This window comes from Methanofollis formosanus, from assembly GCF_019633745.1.
In the GTDB taxonomy this organism is placed as follows: Archaea; Halobacteriota; Methanomicrobia; order Methanomicrobiales; family Methanofollaceae; genus Methanofollis; species Methanofollis formosanus.
In genome coordinates this window covers 482,990-501,557 of sequence record NZ_CP037968.1, presented here as the reverse complement: position 1 = coordinate 501,557, position 18,568 = coordinate 482,990, and the positions used below count along the sequence as shown (strand labels likewise).

The 18,568-nt window shown below is 61.1% G+C and carries 17 protein-coding genes; 7 read left to right on the top strand and 10 right to left on the bottom strand.

Annotated features, from left to right (window positions below; genetic code table 11):
• Positions 1–1,107: 1,107 nt before the first annotated feature.
• From E2N92_RS02180 to E2N92_RS02155, 6 genes are read right to left on the bottom strand one after another with little or no spacing between them, the layout of a single operon-like run.
• Positions 1,108–1,506, bottom strand: coding sequence for a 4Fe-4S binding protein (locus E2N92_RS02180; protein ID WP_220682070.1), 399 nt, complete (start codon positions 1,504–1,506; stop codon positions 1,108–1,110).
• A 7-nt stretch (positions 1,507–1,513) separates the two neighbouring features.
• A complete protein-coding gene (locus E2N92_RS02175; RefSeq protein WP_220682069.1) occupies positions 1,514–2,593 on the bottom strand; it encodes a hydrogenase large subunit in 1,080 nt (359 codons plus the stop codon).
• A complete protein-coding gene (locus tag E2N92_RS02170; RefSeq protein ID WP_220682068.1) occupies positions 2,578–2,958 on the bottom strand; it encodes an NADH-quinone oxidoreductase subunit C in 381 nt (126 codons plus the stop codon). Before E2N92_RS02170 ends, E2N92_RS02175 begins: the two co-directional genes overlap by 16 nt.
• Positions 2,948–3,397, bottom strand: a complete 450-nt coding sequence (locus tag E2N92_RS02165; protein ID WP_220682067.1) for an NADH-quinone oxidoreductase subunit B family protein — start codon at positions 3,395–3,397, stop codon at positions 2,948–2,950. Before E2N92_RS02165 ends, E2N92_RS02170 begins: the two co-directional genes overlap by 11 nt.
• Before the next feature lie 4 nt (positions 3,398–3,401).
• Positions 3,402–4,262, bottom strand: coding sequence for a respiratory chain complex I subunit 1 family protein (locus tag E2N92_RS02160; protein ID WP_220682066.1), 861 nt, complete (start codon positions 4,260–4,262; stop codon positions 3,402–3,404).
• Complete coding sequence (locus E2N92_RS02155; protein ID WP_343222853.1) at positions 4,259–6,121, bottom strand: NADH-quinone oxidoreductase subunit 5 family protein; 1,863 nt, start codon at positions 6,119–6,121, stop codon at positions 4,259–4,261. Before E2N92_RS02155 ends, E2N92_RS02160 begins: the two co-directional genes overlap by 4 nt.
• Positions 6,122–6,498: 377 nt before the next feature.
• Here E2N92_RS02155 and E2N92_RS02150 point away from each other — a divergent pair, with 377 nt between their 5' ends.
• Together E2N92_RS02150 and hisH are read left to right on the top strand one after the other, a co-directional pair.
• Complete coding sequence (locus E2N92_RS02150) at positions 6,499–7,908, top strand: phosphoadenosine phosphosulfate reductase domain-containing protein (protein WP_220682064.1); 1,410 nt, start codon at positions 6,499–6,501, stop codon at positions 7,906–7,908.
• Entirely contained in the window at positions 7,886–8,488 is a 603-nt protein-coding gene (gene hisH / locus E2N92_RS02145) for an imidazole glycerol phosphate synthase subunit HisH (protein ID WP_220682063.1), read from the top strand. Before E2N92_RS02150 ends, hisH begins: the two co-directional genes overlap by 23 nt.
• Positions 8,489–9,669: 1,181 nt before the next feature.
• Here hisH and E2N92_RS02140 read toward each other — a convergent pair.
• The 4 genes from E2N92_RS02140 to E2N92_RS02125 are packed head-to-tail and all read right to left on the bottom strand — an operon-like array spanning position 9,670 to position 14,109.
• Positions 9,670–10,290: an ArsR/SmtB family transcription factor gene (locus E2N92_RS02140; protein ID WP_220682062.1), complete on the bottom strand. Its 621-nt coding sequence runs from the start codon at positions 10,288–10,290 to the stop codon at positions 9,670–9,672.
• Positions 10,283–13,024, bottom strand: coding sequence for an alanine--tRNA ligase (alaS, locus tag E2N92_RS02135; RefSeq protein ID WP_220682061.1), 2,742 nt, complete (start codon positions 13,022–13,024; stop codon positions 10,283–10,285). The genes E2N92_RS02140 and alaS overlap by 8 nt, the downstream gene beginning before the upstream one ends.
• A 54-nt stretch (positions 13,025–13,078) precedes the next feature.
• On the bottom strand, positions 13,079–13,405 hold the full coding sequence (locus E2N92_RS02130) for an SWIM zinc finger family protein (RefSeq protein WP_220682060.1): 327 nt from the start codon (positions 13,403–13,405) through the stop codon (positions 13,079–13,081).
• On the bottom strand, positions 13,402–14,109 hold the full coding sequence (locus tag E2N92_RS02125) for a Nif3-like dinuclear metal center hexameric protein (protein ID WP_220682059.1): 708 nt from the start codon (positions 14,107–14,109) through the stop codon (positions 13,402–13,404). Before E2N92_RS02125 ends, E2N92_RS02130 begins: the two co-directional genes overlap by 4 nt.
• A gap of 89 nt (positions 14,110–14,198) precedes the next feature.
• Here E2N92_RS02125 and E2N92_RS02120 point away from each other — a divergent pair, with 89 nt between their 5' ends.
• The 5 genes from E2N92_RS02120 (at position 14,199) to E2N92_RS02100 (ending at position 18,528) form a co-directional block, all read left to right on the top strand.
• Positions 14,199–15,707, top strand: coding sequence for a homocysteine biosynthesis protein (locus E2N92_RS02120; RefSeq protein ID WP_220682058.1), 1,509 nt, complete (start codon positions 14,199–14,201; stop codon positions 15,705–15,707).
• Positions 15,704–16,090, top strand: coding sequence for a 4Fe-4S binding protein (locus tag E2N92_RS02115; RefSeq protein ID WP_220682057.1), 387 nt, complete (start codon positions 15,704–15,706; stop codon positions 16,088–16,090). Before E2N92_RS02120 ends, E2N92_RS02115 begins: the two co-directional genes overlap by 4 nt.
• A 760-nt stretch (positions 16,091–16,850) precedes the next feature.
• The gene (locus E2N92_RS02110) at positions 16,851–17,027 is read left to right on the top strand and encodes a hypothetical protein (protein ID WP_220682056.1); all 177 of its coding nucleotides are present in this window, start codon (positions 16,851–16,853) and stop codon (positions 17,025–17,027) included.
• Between the two features lie 16 nt (positions 17,028–17,043).
• Positions 17,044–17,772: a UPF0280 family protein gene (locus E2N92_RS02105; RefSeq protein WP_220682055.1), complete on the top strand. Its 729-nt coding sequence runs from the start codon at positions 17,044–17,046 to the stop codon at positions 17,770–17,772.
• 618 nt (positions 17,773–18,390) lie between these two features.
• Positions 18,391–18,528, top strand: coding sequence for a hypothetical protein (locus E2N92_RS02100; RefSeq protein WP_220682054.1), 138 nt, complete (start codon positions 18,391–18,393; stop codon positions 18,526–18,528).
• Positions 18,529–18,568 lie beyond the last annotated feature (40 nt).

Here is an 18,568-nt window from a genome sequence, read left to right as displayed (position 1 = left end):
CCGGGAAGAAGAGAGGGGTGGGAAGGCAAAGTCCCTGAAAGTTTAGAGAGCGTTTTGGTCTCCGCATATTCGTTACGATGGCGTTCTATGCGGCCAGATCTCCATTCAAATCGATAGTGCCAATATTGGGGCTCTGTAGAATCGGGCATGAGCCTCGGGCTCAAGCATACGGGATGAACATTTCTCGTCACGTGCTCTCTCTCTTATCAAGACAGGAGAACTGGTGGAGACTTCGTTCCATCGCCGCCCCCACCTATCTTCGTCGTGGGGGGTCCGGGGGGTGCAATCCCCCGGTGCGAGATGGCAGGGAAATCTCGACGATGGGGGCGGCCGATCCATCAGAGGAATTTTCTATCCTCTGCGTATCGGCTTCAACGTGATATAAAGAGTTCAGACTCTCATGCAAACATGAAGAGAGGGTATTCTGGATCATTTTCATGGTAAACCATCCTCTTTTCATCACCTCACCTCCCCTGTGACCTTCATCCATCGCCTTCCCTCATCCTTATGCCGGGGGCTCCGCCCCCGGACCCCCACGACGAGGATAACCGGGGGGCGGCGATGAAACCAGATCTTCCAAAGGTTCTGTCGCGAGGATTGGGGTCCCGCCCACACACCGTAAAGCAACTCAGAAAATTTTCATCCCGTATGCTTGAGCCCAGGGTTCATGCCCGATTCTACAAAGCCAATATTGGAGATCATTTTCTTTGTGGGAGGCGGGTGATCTGAAGCCCTGAGCCCGGGAGGTGCCGCACCTCGCGCCGCACTCTCAGGATCTCTCCAGGATTGCAGGCCATTCCCGGGTGGCCTCGGGACCTGGTGCGAGGGGTTGGAAATACGCCTGAAATGGCCCGGAAAATCTCCCTATTGCGAGGAGATCGCGGAATTAAGCAAAGATATGACACAAGGTTTAAACCCGGAGATACGAATCTCTGATCAACGCACTCACAGGAGGTGAGGCACCATGGCAAAGAAGGGTGGCAAGAAGCAGCCGAAGGAACCCAAGCAGTGAACTCCTGTTCACAAAACCCCTATATTTTCATTTTTCGATGCTGCTCATCCGCGGCCGACGAAGCGGCCAAAAAAATAGGATGAGTCTTGCCCCATCTACTCTTCGGACTTATCTTCAGCCGGCTTTTTCACGGCCTTCTTCTCGGGCTTGACATAGGTGATCTTCACCACTTGCACGCCCTCGTGCTCGGCGAAAGCCGGGCGGTACTCCGTCTCCATCGTGAGGCAGTGCACCGGGCAGACCTCCACGCAGCAGTTGCAGACGTGGCACTTGAAGAGGTCGATCTCCCAGAGTTTCTCGTCGCGCCTGACGCAGATCGCATCGGCCGGACACTTGCGCATGCACATCCCGCAGGAGATGCACTTCGAGGGGTCGATGGTCACGTGCCCGCGTGAAGTCGGGTACTGCTTTGCCGGTTCGGCCGGGTACCGGATGGTGGACGGGCCGTGGATGAGCGACTTGATCGCCGTCTTTGCCATCTTGAAATAGACCATCTCTCACTCACCTCTCCAGGCACCCGATGCACGGGTCGATGGTCAGCGTGATCACCGGCACATCGGCGAGTTCGCAACCCTGCAGCATCTTGACCAGGGGCGGGATGTTCGCCATCGTCGGCGTCCGCACGCGGTGGCGGGCAAGGTTTCTGGTGCCGTTGCCCTTGACATAGTGGATCACCTCGCCGCGCGGCTGTTCGGCCCGCGAGAAGTACTCACCCTCGGGCTTGCCGGTCACCTTCACCTCGATCGGGCCGTCCGGGATCTTCTGGACCGCTTCCTTGATCAGGTCGATGGATGCGAAGAGTTCCTTCGCCCGCACCGCACACCTGGCATAGCAGTCGCACCCGTCCTCGACGACCGGTTCGAAGTGAAGGCGGTCGTAGGCGGCGTACCCGTTCATCCTGACATCAGAGGCGACATTGCTCCCGCGCAGCGTCGGGCCCACCGCGCCGAGTTCGTAGGCGTCCTCGGGGGAGAGCATCCCGATGTTTCTGAGCCTGGACTTCACCGAACTGTCGAAGAGGAAGACGTCCATCATGTCCTTGAGTTCGCCCCTGATCCCCTCCAGGCCGGTGACCATCTCGTCGAGTTTCTCGCTGCTGATATCGCGGCGGACACCGCCGACCTTGGCGCTCCCCTGGATCACCCGACCGCCGGTCGTCGCCTCCATGTCGTCGAGCACATGCTCGCGCAGGCGCCAGGCGTCCATGAAGAGGTTCTCGAAGCCCATGCCGTCGGCGAAGAGCCCGAGCCAGAGGAGGTGCGAGTGCATCCTGGAGTACTCCGACCAGATCACCCGCAGGAACTCGGCACGCTCCGGCACCTCGACGTTCATCATCGTCTCGATGCCCTGGCAGTAGGTCATCCCGTGGATGAAACTGCAGATCCCACAGATCCGCTCGGCGATATAGACATATTCAGGATATTCCCGCTTCTGCACCAGCGTCTCCAGCCCGCGGTGGATATAGCCGACGCCGGGAATCGCCTCCTTCACCTTCTCGTCCTCGACGACGAGGTCGAGATGGAGAGGTTCGGGGAGCACCGGGTGTTGCGGGCCGAAAGGCACGACTATTTCTTTTGACATGGTTCCTCCCCCCTGAAGGTGACGTTTGCAAAGGGAAACTTCTTCGCGGTCTTGAAGAGCGTGCCGTTGTAGTCAAGGCTCATGCCCTCGAACTCAAGACCGAAGAAGTCGTGGATCTCGTTCTCGTAGATGAAGGCCGCCCAGTAGATCCCTGAGATACTCTTCACCGTCGTCCCGGCCGGGACCATGACCCGCAGGCTCTCGAAGTGGTAGTCCTTGTCAAAGCTGTAACTGAGTTCAAAGGAGTCCTCGACCATCGAGCAACTCACCTGGACCAGGCGGAAGCCCCGGTTATGGTAGACCTGCACCTCCTTGTGCAGGTCTGCGAGGGCGGTCTCTTTGAGCACCTGTTCTTCAATTGCCATGCTGTTTCTCCTTTTCTTTCATCGCGGTCCGTTTCTCTTCAAGGATCCCCAGGGCCTTGACGACCCCGTCGATGATCGACTCAGGCCTCGCGGCGCAACCGGGGACGTAGACGTCGACCGGGATGACCTGGTCGACGCCGCCGGCCATGTTGTAGCACTCCCTGAAGACGCCGCCGGAGCAGGCGCAGATCCCGACGGCCACCACGACCTTGGGGTCGGGGATCTGTTCGTAGGTGTTCTTGACGACCTCGCGGTTGATCTCGTTGATTCCGCCGGTGATCAGAAAGACATCGGCGTGTTTCGGGTTTCCGGTATTGATGATCCCGAAGCGCTCCACGTCGTACAGCGGGGTGAGGCAGGCGAGCACCTCGATGTCGCAGCCGTTGCAGCTGGACGCGTCGTAGTGGAGCAGCCAGGGTGACTTTTTCAGATATGCCATGCTCTCAGACCCCCACATAGAAGTAGTATACAATGACGAGGTTTAGGAACCCCAGGGTCGCGGCAACGCCCCACCCGCTCTTCATGGTCCACTGCCACTTCATCCTGGAGAAGGTGTTGTCGATGAAGATCTCCAGGAAGTAGGCGAGGGCGATGACCACGATGGCCAGCACCGGGTTGAACCCGAAGAAGAGGTAGATCATCCCGAGGAGGACGACGTTCTCGTACCAGTGGGCGATCTCGACCTTGCCCAGCACCGGGCCGGCGAACTCGGTGGTCAGTCCTTTCACCAGTTCCTGGTGGGCGTGGTGCGAGGTCGAGATGTCGAAGGGCGACTTGCGCAGTTTGATGGTCAGGATAGTCAGGAAGCCCAGGAAGACACCGGGCAGGTACAGGATCGCCGGGACCGTCGAGGTGGCGATCTCGCTGATGTAGAAACTGCCGGTGACCAGGTACAGCCCGACGGCCGTGAAGATCACCATCGGTTCGTAGGCCATCAGGGTGATCAGTTCGCGCTCGGCGCCGATGTAACTGTACGGCGAGTAGGCGGCGTACGCACCCAGCACGATGAAAACGTGGGCCAGGGTGAAGGCGAAGATGACGAGCAGGAAGTCGCCTCCGGCGAAGAAGTACGCCCCGCTCACGACCATGAAGACGAGGTAGGCTATGATGTAGAGGTTCTGCGAGGGGGTGACGGTGACGTCTTCCTTCTCGAAGAGTTTGGCCACATCGTAGAAGGGCTGCAGAAGCGGCGGGCCGACCCTGCCCTGCATCCTTGCGGTGACCTTCCGGTCGATCCCGGCGACCAGCCCGCCGAGGATGGGGGCGAGGATGACGAAGGCGATGGCCGTGATGATCGAGGTCACATGACCACCCCCATGCTCATGCCCCACGCAACCAGGGCCGCAGCCGCCAGGATGAGGAGGATGCAGATCGGGTCGCCGAGGCGCAGGAGTTTCTTCTCGCCGAAGTACTCGTCGAAGTAGTAGTTCCTGGTGGTCATCTCGCGCTGGATGCCGAGAGACCCGGCGAACTTGAGGTCCGGTGTCGTGGCCCGGCCGCTCATGTAGACCGGCAGTTTCCGGCTCTCCTTACTTGAAGTGTACAGGGAGAGCGGGAGGAAGAGCAGGAGGAGGATCATCAGCAGCATGATAATGATGTTGTCCTGTGCAAGCCGCGCCGTCTCGCCGTAGACGCCGAGCACGTAGGGCTCGATGAGCACCGAGGAGACCAGCGGGAAGAGGAGGGCGGCGAGCACTGTGAGTGCGGCGAGCGAGGAGAGGACCACCCACTTGCCACGGGAGACCGATCCTTCGAGGTTCTCGCCGAACGGCGTCACCGAGAGGACTTTACCCATCCACTTGGCCCAGAAGAAGACCGTGACGGCACTGCCGAAGGCGAGGATGGTGACAAAGACGATGCCGAAGGGTGCGTCGATGAACCCCTCGATTGCGGCCCACTTGGAGATGAGCATCCCGAAGGGTGCGAGGAACATGCCGGCGATCCCGATGGCGATCATCACGGCGATCTTGGGGAACTTGACGATCAGGCCGTCCATGTCCTCGATGTCCCTGCTGCCGGTGCGGTGTTCGACCGTCCCGACGCAGAGGAAGAGGAGTGACTTCGCGACGGCGTGGAAGATGATGAGCATGATCGCGGCCCAGACCAGTTCGGGCGTCCCGACGCTGGCACACGCAACGATGAGCCCGAGGTTGGCAATGGTCGAGTAGGCAAGCACCTTCTTTGCGTTGGTCTGCGAGATGGCGATGGCCGAGGCGAGCAGGAAGGTCACGGCGCCGACCATGCCGAGGGCCACGCCGGCGAGGGTGCCCAGGAGTACCGGAGCGAACCTGACGATGATGTAGACGCCGGCCTTGACCATGGTGCTCGAGTGGAGCAGGGCCGAGACCGGAGTCGGGGCGACCATCGCGCCGACCAGCCAACTGGAGAAGGGCATCTGTGCCGCTTTGGTCAGGCCTGCGAAGCAGATGAGCACCGCGGGAATGATCGCGACGGACTGACCCGAGGCGATGAGGGCGTCGAGTTCGAAGAGCCCGCCTGAAGGGTCGACGGTTGCGAGGTACAGGAACGAAGCCGCAAAGGCGATCCCGCCGAGCAGGTTCAACTTCAGGGCGAGGAAGGCGTTGTTCGTCGCTTCTTCGGTCTCGGAATAGCCGATGAGCAGGAAGGACGAAAGCGTCGTGATCTCCCAGAAGAAGAAGACCCAGAGCAGGTTGTTCGAGAAGACCAGCCCGAACATCGCGGCCAGGAAGACAAAGACCACGAAGAAGAACATCCGTCTCCGGTCCCGTATCTCGGGGTGGTGCTCGTGGTAGGTGTTCATGTAACTGGTCGCGTAGACGGCGATAAGGCTCCCGATGATCCCGATGATCAGGGCCATGATGATGGAGAACTCGTCGATGAAGAGGTTCTTCACCGGTTCGAGTCCGCCGGCCATGGTCATCTCAAAGTAGAGCGTTATGGCGGTCTGTACAAGTACGAGCAGGACAGCAACGTACTGCTTGAACTTCATTCCCAGGTACAGCAGCAGGAGGGAGATGGCCACCTCGATGACAAACATCACCTGCGCCGTCGGTTCAAAGGGGAAGGAGAAGTAAACCGACCCTCCGGTGAAGGAGGTTGCGAAGAGGTAGATGGAGCCAAGGGAGATGACCAGACCTGCTAATGCAACGATTGCATCTTTGATCCGGTTATTAGGCAACAATAACAGGATGAATGCAATTATACAGGGAAAGAGTATCAGGAATATTAGTTCATTCATCCATATCCCTCACTCATTCGGTGGATTCTAAGGGTTTATTAACCATCCGAATCACGCACTTTGATCAGTAAAAAACCTGTCGATATTACGGGTTCTTGCATCTATTCTTGTGTTCTCCGTCTTCTGGCACAGTTTGAATCTATCGGTTTTGTGATATTCAATGGATTTTTTATGCAATATTTGAGCTTATTTTTCATTAGTCTCAATCCTGCGCGGTCCGATCTGCAAATAACCTTCATGATTAATATTTTACATGATTGAATCCGCGGTTCCTGCTCAAACCCTGGGCTTTTATTCTCTGTGCCCCTACGGTACATGCAATGCGTCCGTCATATCTGGGAAAGATCGCGTTGCACTGGTGTGACCGTTGTCATACACCGGTCCTCGGCGAGCAGTGCGCATGCGGGGCCGAGACGCGGCCGGTCGCCATCACCCCTCCGGGTGACGCCCGGCCCGCGATGGCCGCCGACGTCGAACTGGTTAATGCGATCTTTCAGGAGCACTTCGGGGTCCCGCTCATTCCCGGGGGACACCTCGCCGTTCTCAACAAAGTACCTGAGATCGACCGGATGGAGGAGGTGGTCCTCGGCGGGACCATCGTCGCCGCCATCCGTTATCTCCCCGAGGAAGGGGTCTGGGAACCTCTCCCACGGCCCGCGGCCGCCAGGTACTGTACGCCCACGAAGCGGTACGTCGTCGTCGACGACGGCGCCGTCTCCTTCGTGAAGGACGGGGCAAGTCTTCTCGCTCCTGGACTCGTCGAGATCGAGGACTCGGTGAAGGCGGGCGACGAGGTATTCATCCTCTCGCGTTCAGGCGAGTGCATCGGCGTGGGCCGGGCCAAGGTCGACGCCGCGGAGGCGCGCACGATGGAGCGGGGCCAGGTGGTGCGGACGCGCAAGACCGCTCCCGCGGAGGTCGTGCCCGGCCCGGCGACCTGGGACGATGCGGTGACGGCGAACCAGCGGATCCTCGACGCCTACGAAGGCGCCTCCATTGAGTTCATCAAGAAGGTCTGCGCCGATCACGAGGCCCTCCCGAAAAATACCTCGTACTCGGGCGGCAAGGACAGTCTTGCCACGCTCCTGCTGGTCCTCAAGGCCATCGGGAAGGTGCCGCTCCTGTATGCGGACACCGGCCTGGAGTTTCCCGAGACCGAGGAGAATGTCGCGACTGTCGCCGCGCGCTACGGCCTGGATGTGGTGCGGGCCGAGACCGGGGAGGCGTTCTGGAAACACTTCGCGGTCGAGGGGCCGCCTGCGGTCGACGCTCGCTGGTGCTGCCGGGTCTGCAAGCTCGAACCTGTCGGCCGGGTCATCGCCGAGCGGTGGGGCGAGTCGCTCTCCTTTATCGGACAGCGCAAGTACGAATCGCTGAACCGGAAGCGGAGTCCCAGGGTGTGGCGGAACCGTCGGGTGAGAAATCAGCTCTCCGCAGCGCCGATCCAGCACTGGACGGCCCTCCATGTCTGGCTTTACCTTTTCAGGGAGAAGGCACCGTACAACGTGTTGTACGACCGCGGCCTGGACAGGATCGGGTGTTTTATGTGCCCGTCTAGCGACCTTGCAGTGCTGGAAGAGATCAGGAGCGGTTACCCGCACCTCTGGCAGAACTGGGAGGAGCGCCTGCGGGCCTGGCAGGAGGCGCACGACCTGCCCGAGACCTGGGTGACCGGCAGCGAATGGAGAAAACGGGGGTCTGGCAAGGATGAAGAAGATAGTTATAATTGATTACGGCCTCGGGAACCTCCGGAGTGTCAGCCGCGGGCTTGAGAAGGCGGGCGCTTCGGCCGCCATCTCATCCGATCAGGACGCGATCGCCGCGGCCGACGCCCTCGTCCTCCCCGGTGTCGGGGCGTTCAGGGACGGGATGGAGATGCTCGGCCCTCTTGAGAGGACGGTGCGGGAGCAGGTCGGCGAGGTGCCGGTGCTCGGGATCTGTCTCGGAATGCAGATGTTGATGGAGAGTTCAGAGGAAGGCGGCCTGCGGGCGGGCCTGGGCCTGGTGCCCGGCACGGTGCGGCGTTTCCCGCGGGTGCCTGAGATGAAGGTGCCGCATATGGGGTGGAACACCCTCTCGGTCCCGGCCGACGAACCGCTCTTCGACGGGGTGGCGGACGGGTCGTACGTCTATTTCGTCCACTCGTACTATGCCTCGGCCCCGACGGAACATACGATGACGACGACCGAATACATCCACGAGTTCGCGTCCTCGGTGAAGAACGGGATGGTCTATGGGGTTCAGTTCCATCCTGAGAAGAGCGGGGAGACGGGGCTGAGGATCCTGAAAAATTTTATCGAGTTTGCGTGAAGGAGCCGGCGGGTCCTTTTCTATTTTTTTCTGCCGGCGCGGTGTGATGAATGCTCGGCTCGATTAAATCGCTTATGAAGCGAAAGCACGTCTCAAACATATGTACATAAATTGGGCTCTGTTGAATCGGGCATGAACGTGGGTTCAAGCATACGGGATGAAAATTTCTCGTTGCTTGATCGCTCTTTTTCAAGAGAGGAGAATCGGTGCGGATCGTGTTCACTTCGCCGCCCCCACCTATCTTCGGTCCGTGGGGGGTCCGGGGGGTGAAACCCCCCGGCGCGAGATGGCAGGGAAATCTCGATGATGAGGGCGGCCGATCCATCAGAAGAATATTCTATCCTCTGTGTATCGGCTTCAACGTGATATGACGAGTTCAAACTCTCATGCAAACCTGAAGAGAGAATCTTCTGGATCATTTTCATGGTAAACCCTGACTTTTTCCGGATGCGAGCGCGATTCAACCGCCCTCCACTATTTTCTTGCCGGGGGCTCTGCCCCCGGACCCCCGGGATTGCGATGGGGGTGGGAAGGCCACGCTAGAGATCCCGATCATCTCTCAAGACGGTAGAGCAGATTTAAGAATACAGCACCTTGCCGCTCCCCGGTTATCTTCGCCGTGGGGGTCCGGGGGCAGCGCCCCCGGCGTGAGATTAAGGAAAGATTCTCCGAACGGAGCGGCACATCCGATCACCATAGACCTGAGCAGTGATCAAATTTCAACTGCGTGTCCTTGAACCCGGGGTTCGTGCCCGGTTTACTATTTTGCACCACCTTTGCACCCGGGTGTGTAAAGAAATGAAGTGGGCGGGATGACGGCCGATCCGGCTATTCGCACAGGATATAGTACCTAACGCGCGTATATATTGATCTTTACACCAGAACAAGAAAACACAGAGCGTGACCAACGAAGAGGATCACATGGGTGTGTGTCTGTGTTTCCCGGTCGGGTGCAAACGATTCGATGAACCCTCATGAATAGGCGTGAAATCCCGGATGACAGGAGTGACGGCGGTGGATTGGTTTGCACACCCTGGTGAAAGATGGCGGAGACCGGGTGGAAGATGAAAGAGCGGTCTTCTTGCGACAGGGCGACGGCCAGAAATCTCTCCGCCTGCCGCCCCCGATCTGATCCTCAGTGAGGATGAAACAGGACGCCCTGCAAAAAATGGAAATTTCCTTCAGGCCCGCTCTTCTCTTTTCCGGTAATACGAGAAGTACAGATAGATCTCGTAGAGCAGGAGCAGCGCGATCACGCCGGCCCCACCAAGGAAGAAGGCGACGACCCGGGCATCTGGCACCGGGCCTGGCGCTACGCCGGCCTCGTCCATCGCCTCCATCCCACCGCCATAGTCGGCGGGCTCGGGGGCCATCATCACGCGCGGCATCGCCGGCGCCACCTCCGGCGCCGGTGCGAGGACCGGCAGGAGGAGCGCAGCGGCCAGACTCGCAACGACGACAAACCCGAAGAGAGACGCATATTTGAGAAGGATCGACTTGATGTCCTTCACCGGCGGCGCGACGATCAAAAGCCGCTCGGTGAGGCCGTAGACCTTCACCTCGCGCCCTTTCGTGCTCCACCTCGTCTTCACGATCTCGATCAACCCCGCATCCGCGAGGTTCTCGATATGATATTTGAGGGTGGTGATGGGGATGGAGAGACGCTCGGCGATCTCGGCGGCGCTCCTCGGGCCGTCCTTGAGCGCACCAAGGATGTCGTTGGCCGTCTGACTCGCCATGGCCTTTGCGATCTTCTTTGCCCGCTCGTCTCCGGGCTCCAGCACCACGATCTCTTCAGACATTGAGCTTCGATGCGATCAGTGCCCGGCCGCGGGCAAGGGCCTCGTCGATCATCGAGGCGTCCTGGCCGCTCCCCTGGGCAAGGGTTGGTTTTCCGCCGCCTTTCCCACCGAGTGCCGCGCAGACCTCACGGATGATCTCGGCGGCGTTCAGGTCGTCGGTCGGCGAGGCCACGACGGCGTGGACCCGGTCGGTCCCGCCGGCGAGCACGGCGACCTTCCCGCTCTCCGCGACCCGCGAGGCAAGGGCGACCAGTTCCTTGGGCGGGAGGTCGATCTCCTTGATCACGGCCTCGAACCCGCCGATCTCCTCGCCCTTGAGCTGGTTCACCTCGAGTTCGACGACCTTCTCCTGCAGCCGCTCGATCTCCTTTCTCTGCTCCTTCCACTCGGTGAAGAACCTGGTCACGCTGGAGGGGAGGTTCTCCTGCTGGACGCTGAGGGTCTCGGCCGAGGCGCTGACGAGATCTTTGAGGTGCTGCATCGCGTAGATCGCCGCGATGCCGGCCGAGAACTCCAGACGCTCGAACCCGTCCTGGATGTGCTCGACCCTGAGGACGGCGATCGGCCCGACCTCGCCGGTGGACCGGCAGTGCGTGCCGGCGCAGGCCTGGACGTCGCCGGCCATCTGGACGACCCTGATCTCCTTGCCGGGCGGGACACCCCCCTGGTAGAGCCCGAAGCCGTATTTCTGCTCGGCCCTGGTCCGGTTCTCAAGGCTGATGTAGACCGGATAGTTCTCCATCACGATCTCGTTGGCGCGGACCTCGATCCTGGCCAGTTCTTCGGGCGTGATGTGCTTGAAGTGCCTGATGTCCAGGCGCGAAGTCTCGCTCCCCTTCTGGGCGCCGGCCTGGTGGATGTGGGCCCCGAGCACCTCCTGTGCGGCGCGGAGGAGGATGTGGGTGGCGGTGTGGTGGCGCATCAGCGACCGTCTCCGCTCCTCGTCCAGGATCCCCTTCACCCGCTCGCCGCGCTTGAGGGGCGCGCCCTGCACCTTGTGGAGGATCACGTTGCCGAGTTTGACGACGTTCTCCACCCTGGCGACCGTCTCGGCGGTGACGAGGGTACCGGTATCCGAGGGCTGACCGCCGCCTTCAGGATAGAAGAGGGTCTGGTCGAGGACCACATACCCCTCGAAGGCGTCGATGACCATCGCCTCGAACTCGAAGGAGGCGGGCTGCTCGTAGTAGAGCGGTCTCGTCTCCGGCAGGCCGCCGGCCCGCTCGCGGAACTTCGCCATCGGGTCTTCGGCCTTCTCGGGCCGGTTCTCAGAGTGGATGTCGGCGATCTGCGAGTAGAAGTCGTCCGGGATCTCGACGACCGCCCCTTCCTGGGCGGCGATCTCCTTGATCATCTCGGGCGGAATACCGTGGGAATCGTACAGGGTGACGACCTCCTGGAGGGGGATCCGCTCGCTCTTCTTCTTGTACGACTTTGCGAGACGCTGGACCGTCCTGGCGCCGCGCGCGAGGGTGGCGGCGTACTTCTCGGTCTCGCGGTCGATGATCTCCCTGACCACGGCCACGCTCTGTTCAAAAGAGTCGGGGCCGATGGTCCGCATCTGCATCTCGACCAGGTCGGCGAGGGTGTCCTTGAGGTCCAGGTCGCTCATCATCCGCAGGGTCCGCCTGATGACGAGACGGGCGAGGTAGCCCTCTTTGACATTGGACGGGACGACGCAGTCGCCGAGCATGTAGGCCAGGCAACGGGTGTGGTCGGCGATGGCGTAGATCTTCTCGATGGGAGTGATCATCCGGTCGAGTTTGTCGAGGGGGACGTCGATGGCGTCGGCGACCTTCCGGCGGAGCTGGTAGAGGTTGGCGCCGCTGATGTCCATGAGCCCGGCGAACTTGGCGTTGAGCCCGAGGATCTTGGTGAACTCCTTGTTGTCCAGAAGGTGTTCGAGCCCTGCCGACTGCATCAGGTGGCTGACCATCGAGGGGAAGACGGCGTCGTAGACGGTCGGCGAGCCGCGGGAGGCCCAGGTGATCCGTTCCAGTCCGTAGCCGGTATCCACGATCCGCATCTTCATCGGGTAGTAGAGTTCGCCCTCGAGTTCGACCGGTTCCTGGTCGTTGGGCTCCCTGGTGTAACTCATGAAGACGAGGGTCGCCACTTCGAGCCCGGCGATGAGCACCTCGACCGATGCACCTGCGTTGCCGCCGCCGATCCAGGGGTGCTCTTTGAAGGTGACCATTTTCAGGTCGGCACCGATGGAGGCGAGGAACTGGTCGCAGAATTCGACCGTCCGGTCCTTCCAGTAGATGTCCTCGGTGGGTGAGTTGAAGGCATGGTGGGCCATCATCTCAAAGAGGGTGAGGTGCCTGCCTGACCGCCCGACCGAGTCGAGGTCGTTGAGCCTGATGCATGGCTGGGAGATGGTGAGCGGGTTGGCCGGGGGCGGCACGAGCCCGCTCGTCACAAAGGGCTGGAAGTCGGCGATGGATGCGATGGTCAGGTAGATGTCGTCTCTCCAGCGTGCGACGACAGGATACCGCTCGATCCTCGTATGGCCGTGGCGCTCGAAAAACGAAAGAAACGCCTCTCTCATCTCGTCAAGGGTGTGCGGTTCGAAGACCGGGTTGCCGATGAAGGAGTACGGCTCGCAGGGGGCGTCGCCGCAGGTCTCCCTCTCCGGGTCCCGTGTCCAGTATGCTGCACCGCACTTGGTACAGATCTTGCGCACAAGTCCCTGGGATTTAAAATAATCAAGTTGATACTCTTCTTCGAGCATTCAAAACCACGTCTTGGTATTCTATTACTCGCCAATGATTCATAATAGTGTTTATCAGGTCCACCGATTCTGCCCCAGGGTGTCGAGATACCAGGCGTCTTTCGGGGTGTATTGGCCGGTAAGGGCGGCGATCTGGACGGCCAGGATATGCCAGCAGCACCGGCCCCGGTAGGTGAAGTCTTTGCAGGTGCAGAAGTCGTCTTCCACGATGTAATCTTCGTTGCGTCCTTTGACCACGAAAAAGTCGTTGTATTTCTCGACTCTGCCGCTTTCGACCGCGTCGAGGGCTTTCTGTCCGCGCATCCGGTAGCGCTTGCGAAGGCCCTCGCGGATCTCGGGGGTGAGGCCGGCCTCCTTCACCGCTGCCCAGAAGTCGTTCATGGGAGGGTGGTGAGGCGGGGTGCGTCCCCGATATATTCCCAGCCTTCGCGCAGGGCGAGCGCCTCCATCGCCGGGGCTTCGAGGGCGTAGTGGGTCGACTCGATGCAGGGGACGGGGGCGGTCCTGGCCACGTGGTGCTTCAACTCCGCGGAGAGGAAGGCGTCGGCGCCAAGGGCGACCGCCTCCTCGATGAGGTCGGGGTCGAACCCGCTCCCGCCGACGACGCCAAGACGCCCGGGATCCTTTGCCTCGCCCCAGAACCGGACGTTTCCGCCGATCCGTTCGACCATCTCTGCGAGCGGGAGGGTGCACCGGCCGACGACGCCAAGCGACATCCGCTCCGTCTCTTCGAGGCCGAGGATCTCCGCGAGGGTGTCGTTCACCCCGCCGGGGGCACGGTCGAAGTTGGTGTGCATCACGTAGAGGTTGATGCCGTGACCGAGGAGAGGGGCGAGCACCTTCGCGTCCTGTCCCCGCACGCCGGTCACCGGCGTCCAGAGAGGGGTGTGGTGGACGACGAGGAGGTCGGCGCCCATGGCTGCGGCGTTTTTCGCTACGGCGGGCGTGGCGTCGAGGGCGCAGCAGACCGTGTCGATCTCCTCTCGCCCTTCGACGATGAGGCCGATCCGTCCCTCGTCGAACTCTTCCGCAAGGTCTGGCGGTGCGATCTCTTCGAGACGCGCAACAAGGTCTGCGATATGCATACCCAGGAGTCGCCGTCTCCGGTAATGAAACGATGTATTACTCGAGGTAATTGGAAAGACCTATTAATATGCTCAATCAATATCACGATATGGAGAAGTCCATCGAAGAGATCAATACGAGAATACGCGATGGCAATGCCCGGGTCGTCACGGCCGAGGAGATGCCGGAGATCGTCGCGGAACTCGGCGAGGAAGAGGCCCTCAGAGAGGTGGACGTCGTCACCACCGGTACCTTCGGTGCGATGTGCTCATCAGGTGCCTTCCTCAACTTCGGCCATGCCGACCCCCCGATAAGGATGGAACGGGTCTGGCTCAATGATGTGGAGGCCTACAGCGGACTGGCGGCGGTGGACGCCTATCTCGGGGCGACGAGCGAGTCGACGACGCAGGGGAACGCCTACGGCGGCGCCCATGTCCTCGAAGATTTTGTCTCGGGCAAATCAATCGAACTGCGCGCCATCTCCAAGGGCACCGACTGTTATCCGCGCCGGACGGTGACGACGACCCTGCTCCTCGAAGACCTCAACGACGCCGTCATGGTCAACCCGAGAAATTCTTTCCAGTGTTATGACGCCGCCACGAACATGACCGAACGTGTTCTCCATACCTATATGGGGATGCTCCTCCCCCACAGCGGCAATGTTTCGTTCTCGGGTGCCGGCGCCCTCTCCCCGCTCGCAAACGACCCCGCATACCGGGTGATCGGGAGCGGCGTGCCCATCTTCCTGGGCGGCGCCCAGGGGATGATCGTGGGCCAGGGGACCCAGTCCTCGCCGGCGACCGGGTTTGCCAACCTGATGACCACCGGGAATCTCAAGGAGATGAGCGCGGACTTCCTCCGCGCCGCGACGTTCACGGGGTACGGCGTGACGATGTACGTCGGCGTGGGTGTGCCGATCCCGGTCGTGGACCTGGATGTGGTGCGGAGCACGGCGGTGAGAGACGAGGAGATCATGACCGATATCGTCGACTACGGTACGCCGAGCAACAACCGTCCGACCATCGCCCGCGTCAGTTATGCCGAACTCAAGAGCGGGAAGGTGGAGATCGACGGCGAAGAGATCAGAACGTCCTCGCTCTCCAGTTACCGGAAGGCACGGGAAGTCGCCGAGAGCCTCCGCACCTGGGTGGAGGCGGGTTCGATGGAACTCGCACTCCCGACCCGCCGGTTCAACGCTGCGAAGCGGACCGGACCGATGCGGGAGACGAAGGTGGTGCCCAGGGTGCGCGAGATCATGGACACGCGGGTCGTGGCCGTCACCGAGGACGAACCGATCAGTACGGCCGCGGCGAAGTTGCTCAAGGGCGAGACCAACCATCTCCCGGTCCTCAACGGGGACGGGCAACTCGTCGGGATCGTGACCACCTACGATGTCACCAAGGCGGTCGGGAGCACCCGCGACCTCACGGTGGTGCGGGATATCATGACCAGACGGGTGGTGCGGACGACGCCCGAAGAGGCGGTGGACATTGCGGCCCAGAAACTCGAACGGCACAATATCAGTGCCCTGCCGGTGGTTGACCCGGCCAACCGGGTGATCGGGATGCTCTCGGCGATCGATCTCGGAAAGCTTCTCGGCGGGAGGTGGCAGGCATGAAACTGCTGGTCTCGTTCTCCCGCAAGAAGGTCAGCGAACCGATCATCGCGATGGTGGTCAGGGAGACCGGCGTGCTCATCAATGTCGAGCGGGCGCGGATCGAACCGAGCGAGGGAAAGGTCCTGATCGACGTCCCCGACGAGAGTGCGAGGACGGTCTGCGAGAGGATGCGCGAACTCGGGGCCGCGGTCGAGGTGCTGGAGCACGCCGTCATGCACGACGACGACGAGTGCGTAGACTGCGGGGCGTGCGTCAGCGTCTGTCCGCAGGAGGTCTTCTCCTTCGACGAGGAGTGGAAACTCACCCTCGACCAGAGCAGGTGTGTCCTCTGCGGCCGGTGCGTGCAGGCCTGCCCGCACGGGGCGTTGACGGTGCAGAGGTAACTCTCATACTTTTTTTGTCGAGGCAATCCCCGTGCGAGAGGGCGGTGTGGAATTTTTCATGAGGGGAAAGCACGCCTCAAGCATACGGGATGAAAATTTCTCGTTGCTTGATCGCTCTTTTTCAAGAGAGAAGAATCGGCGGGGATCGTGTTCCATGGCCGCCCCCACCTATCTTCGTCGTGGGGGATCCGGGGGGCACTTGCCCCCCGGCGCGAGACGCCGGGGAAGATGCTGCAATTGAGGATGGCACGTCTGATCATCACGCCTTCCCACATGGTTGTGCCGGGGGCTCTGCCCCCGGAACCCCCGGGATTGCGATTGGGGCGGGAAGGCCACGTCAGAGATCTGATCACTTATCTCACAACAGAACAACGTACGAGAAACATCACCCCTCGCCGCCCTTGCCTTCCCTCTCTCCGAGGGGGGTCAGGGGGCAACGTCCCCAGTGGAGGCGGCACATCTGATACCGGTCAGATTTATGTTTGAACGGCCCTGTAGAAACCCTCACCTTTTCTGGGTGTGAGCGTGATTCAACCGCCTTCCCCATCTTCTCGCCGGGGGCTCTGCCCCCGGACCCCTGGGATGAAGAGAGGGCTGGGAAAGCGAAGAGATGATCATGAAGAGGGGGTGCCGTCCACCGCCTATCTTCGCGCGGGGGGACCGGGGGGCGGCTAGCCCCCCGCAGAGATATTCAGCAAGAGGTTTTCTACAAAGCCGTTTGAACACACCGAACACGAACCATCAACGGGAGGCACCGGTCATGCCGACACCATTCGAGATCTATCATGACGGCCAGTGGTGGTGTGCCCGTGGCGTAGGAGCGGACATCTTCACCCAGGGCGTCACGCTCGACGAACTCATGAAAAATATCGACGAGGCCGCGGCCCTCCACGGTGCGTCCCCAGACTTTTTTGAAGAAGAAGACCCAACTCGGTGATCGAGAGAGATTTCTCATGATCAGAGAGCACTTCGAGTACAAACAGACGATCACGACCGTCCTTGCCGACGAGGAGGCGCACGTCGCCGCGGCAAAGGAGGGGATGCTCCGCGCGCGGGAGGAACTGGAACGTTTCATCGCCGCCGACCCCTTCTTCGGGATGACCTTCGAGCCCTATGCACCCGATGCGGAGAGTCTGACGGTGCGGCGGATGGGCGCCGCCTCCCTGGAGGCGGGCGTCGGGCCGATGGCGGCGGTGGCCGGGACGATCGCCTGGGCCGGGGCCGAGGCGATGCAGGAGGCCGGGGCGAGGTTCGGGGTGGTGGACAACGGCGGCGACATCGCCCTCTTCTCGAATCGCGAGGTGCGGGTCGGTGTCCATGCCGGGGCTTCGTCCTTCTCCGACAGACTCGCCTTCGTCGTCCCGCCGCAGGAAGAGATCCTCGGCATCTGCACCTCGTCGGCGACGGTCGGGCCTTCCATCTCCTTCGGGGTCGCGGACGCCGTCTCGGTCTTCTCCCGTGACGTCTCGCGCGCCGACGCCTGGGCCACCTCGCTCTGCAACACCTTCGCCCCCGGCGACGAGCGTTCTTTCGCCGCGCTCAAGGGTACGGCGGTGGAGGGGGTGCTGATGATCATCGGGGAGGAGGTCGGCATCTGGGGGGAGGTGCCCGAGATCGTCGGGGCGACGGTCGACCCCTCTCTCATCACCAGGGGTGAGTCGAGACCGGAAGGTCGCCGATAAAGTGCGATCTCGGGGGCGGCGCCCCCCCGCTGAAAAGAGATCGACTCTCTCCGGTCCGGGATCTATCTTCGGGGCCATGACGACGAGAATGCGTAATGGTCCGATAGGCCGTCCCCGATCACTGAATCTTTTCTGTTCTTTCGCGAGAAGATAGAAAAGGGGACAGCATCACGCGTGTTCCCTCCGAAAATAGATCAACTCTCTCCGGTCCGGGTTCTATCTTCGGGGTCATGAAAACGGGACGGCGTGATGATGATCCAACGTGCCGTCCTCCGTCACCTGATCTGTCTTGCCGTTTCGCGAGAAGATAGGATGGGGGACAGCAAGGTTTGGTGTGCTCCCGCTGAAAAAAGATCAACTATCTCCCGTCCAGGTTCTATCCTCGGGGTCATGACAACGGGACGGCGTGATGATGATCCAACGTGCCGCCCCCCATCACCAGGTCTGTCCTGTCATCTCGCGAGAAGATAGGGTGGGGGCGGCACGGGCGGCGTGATCCTGCTGGATAAAGATCAACTATCTCCCGTCCAGGTTCTATCTCCGGGGTCGGGACGACAGGACAGCGTCGTGATCAGCACATGCCGTCCCCTCATCATGGAAACTGTTCTGCCGTCTCGCATGAAGATCGGTTGGGGCACGGCACGGGGTGATGTGCTCCTCCGCTGTTCTGTTGGAAGAGCATGGATCTGGATCGCCGGCGTGGCCGCTCCCCTCTATCTTCAGGGTTTTGGATCGTGGGCGGCGTCCCTGGCGTGACGAAAGGAGAGGTGGGGGGGGTCAGAACATGCCGCCCCGA

Bases quoted from the DNA above. Each gene is read 5' to 3' on its own strand.
- E2N92_RS02180 (WP_220682070.1), bottom strand. From the start codon at position 1,506: ATGGTCTATTTCAAGATGGCAAAGACGGCGATCAAGTCGCTCATCCAC.
- E2N92_RS02175 (WP_220682069.1), bottom strand. From the start codon at position 2,593: ATGTCAAAAGAAATAGTCGTGCCTTTCGGCCCGCAACACCCGGTGCTC.
- E2N92_RS02170 (WP_220682068.1), bottom strand. From the start codon at position 2,958: ATGGCAATTGAAGAACAGGTGCTCAAAGAGACCGCCCTCGCAGACCTG.
- E2N92_RS02165 (WP_220682067.1), bottom strand. From the start codon at position 3,397: ATGGCATATCTGAAAAAGTCACCCTGGCTGCTCCACTACGACGCGTCC.
- E2N92_RS02150 (WP_220682064.1), top strand. From the start codon at position 6,499: ATGCGTCCGTCATATCTGGGAAAGATCGCGTTGCACTGGTGTGACCGT.
- hisH (WP_220682063.1), top strand. From the start codon at position 7,886: ATGAAGAAGATAGTTATAATTGATTACGGCCTCGGGAACCTCCGGAGT.
- E2N92_RS02140 (WP_220682062.1), bottom strand. From the start codon at position 10,290: ATGTCTGAAGAGATCGTGGTGCTGGAGCCCGGAGACGAGCGGGCAAAG.
- alaS (WP_220682061.1), bottom strand. From the start codon at position 13,024: ATGCTCGAAGAAGAGTATCAACTTGATTATTTTAAATCCCAGGGACTT.
- E2N92_RS02130 (WP_220682060.1), bottom strand. From the start codon at position 13,405: ATGAACGACTTCTGGGCAGCGGTGAAGGAGGCCGGCCTCACCCCCGAG.
- E2N92_RS02125 (WP_220682059.1), bottom strand. From the start codon at position 14,109: ATGCATATCGCAGACCTTGTTGCGCGTCTCGAAGAGATCGCACCGCCA.
- E2N92_RS02120 (WP_220682058.1), top strand. From the start codon at position 14,199: ATGGAGAAGTCCATCGAAGAGATCAATACGAGAATACGCGATGGCAAT.
- E2N92_RS02115 (WP_220682057.1), top strand. From the start codon at position 15,704: ATGAAACTGCTGGTCTCGTTCTCCCGCAAGAAGGTCAGCGAACCGATC.
- E2N92_RS02110 (WP_220682056.1), top strand. From the start codon at position 16,851: ATGCCGACACCATTCGAGATCTATCATGACGGCCAGTGGTGGTGTGCC.
- E2N92_RS02105 (WP_220682055.1), top strand. From the start codon at position 17,044: ATGATCAGAGAGCACTTCGAGTACAAACAGACGATCACGACCGTCCTT.
- E2N92_RS02100 (WP_220682054.1), top strand. From the start codon at position 18,391: ATGAAGATCGGTTGGGGCACGGCACGGGGTGATGTGCTCCTCCGCTGT.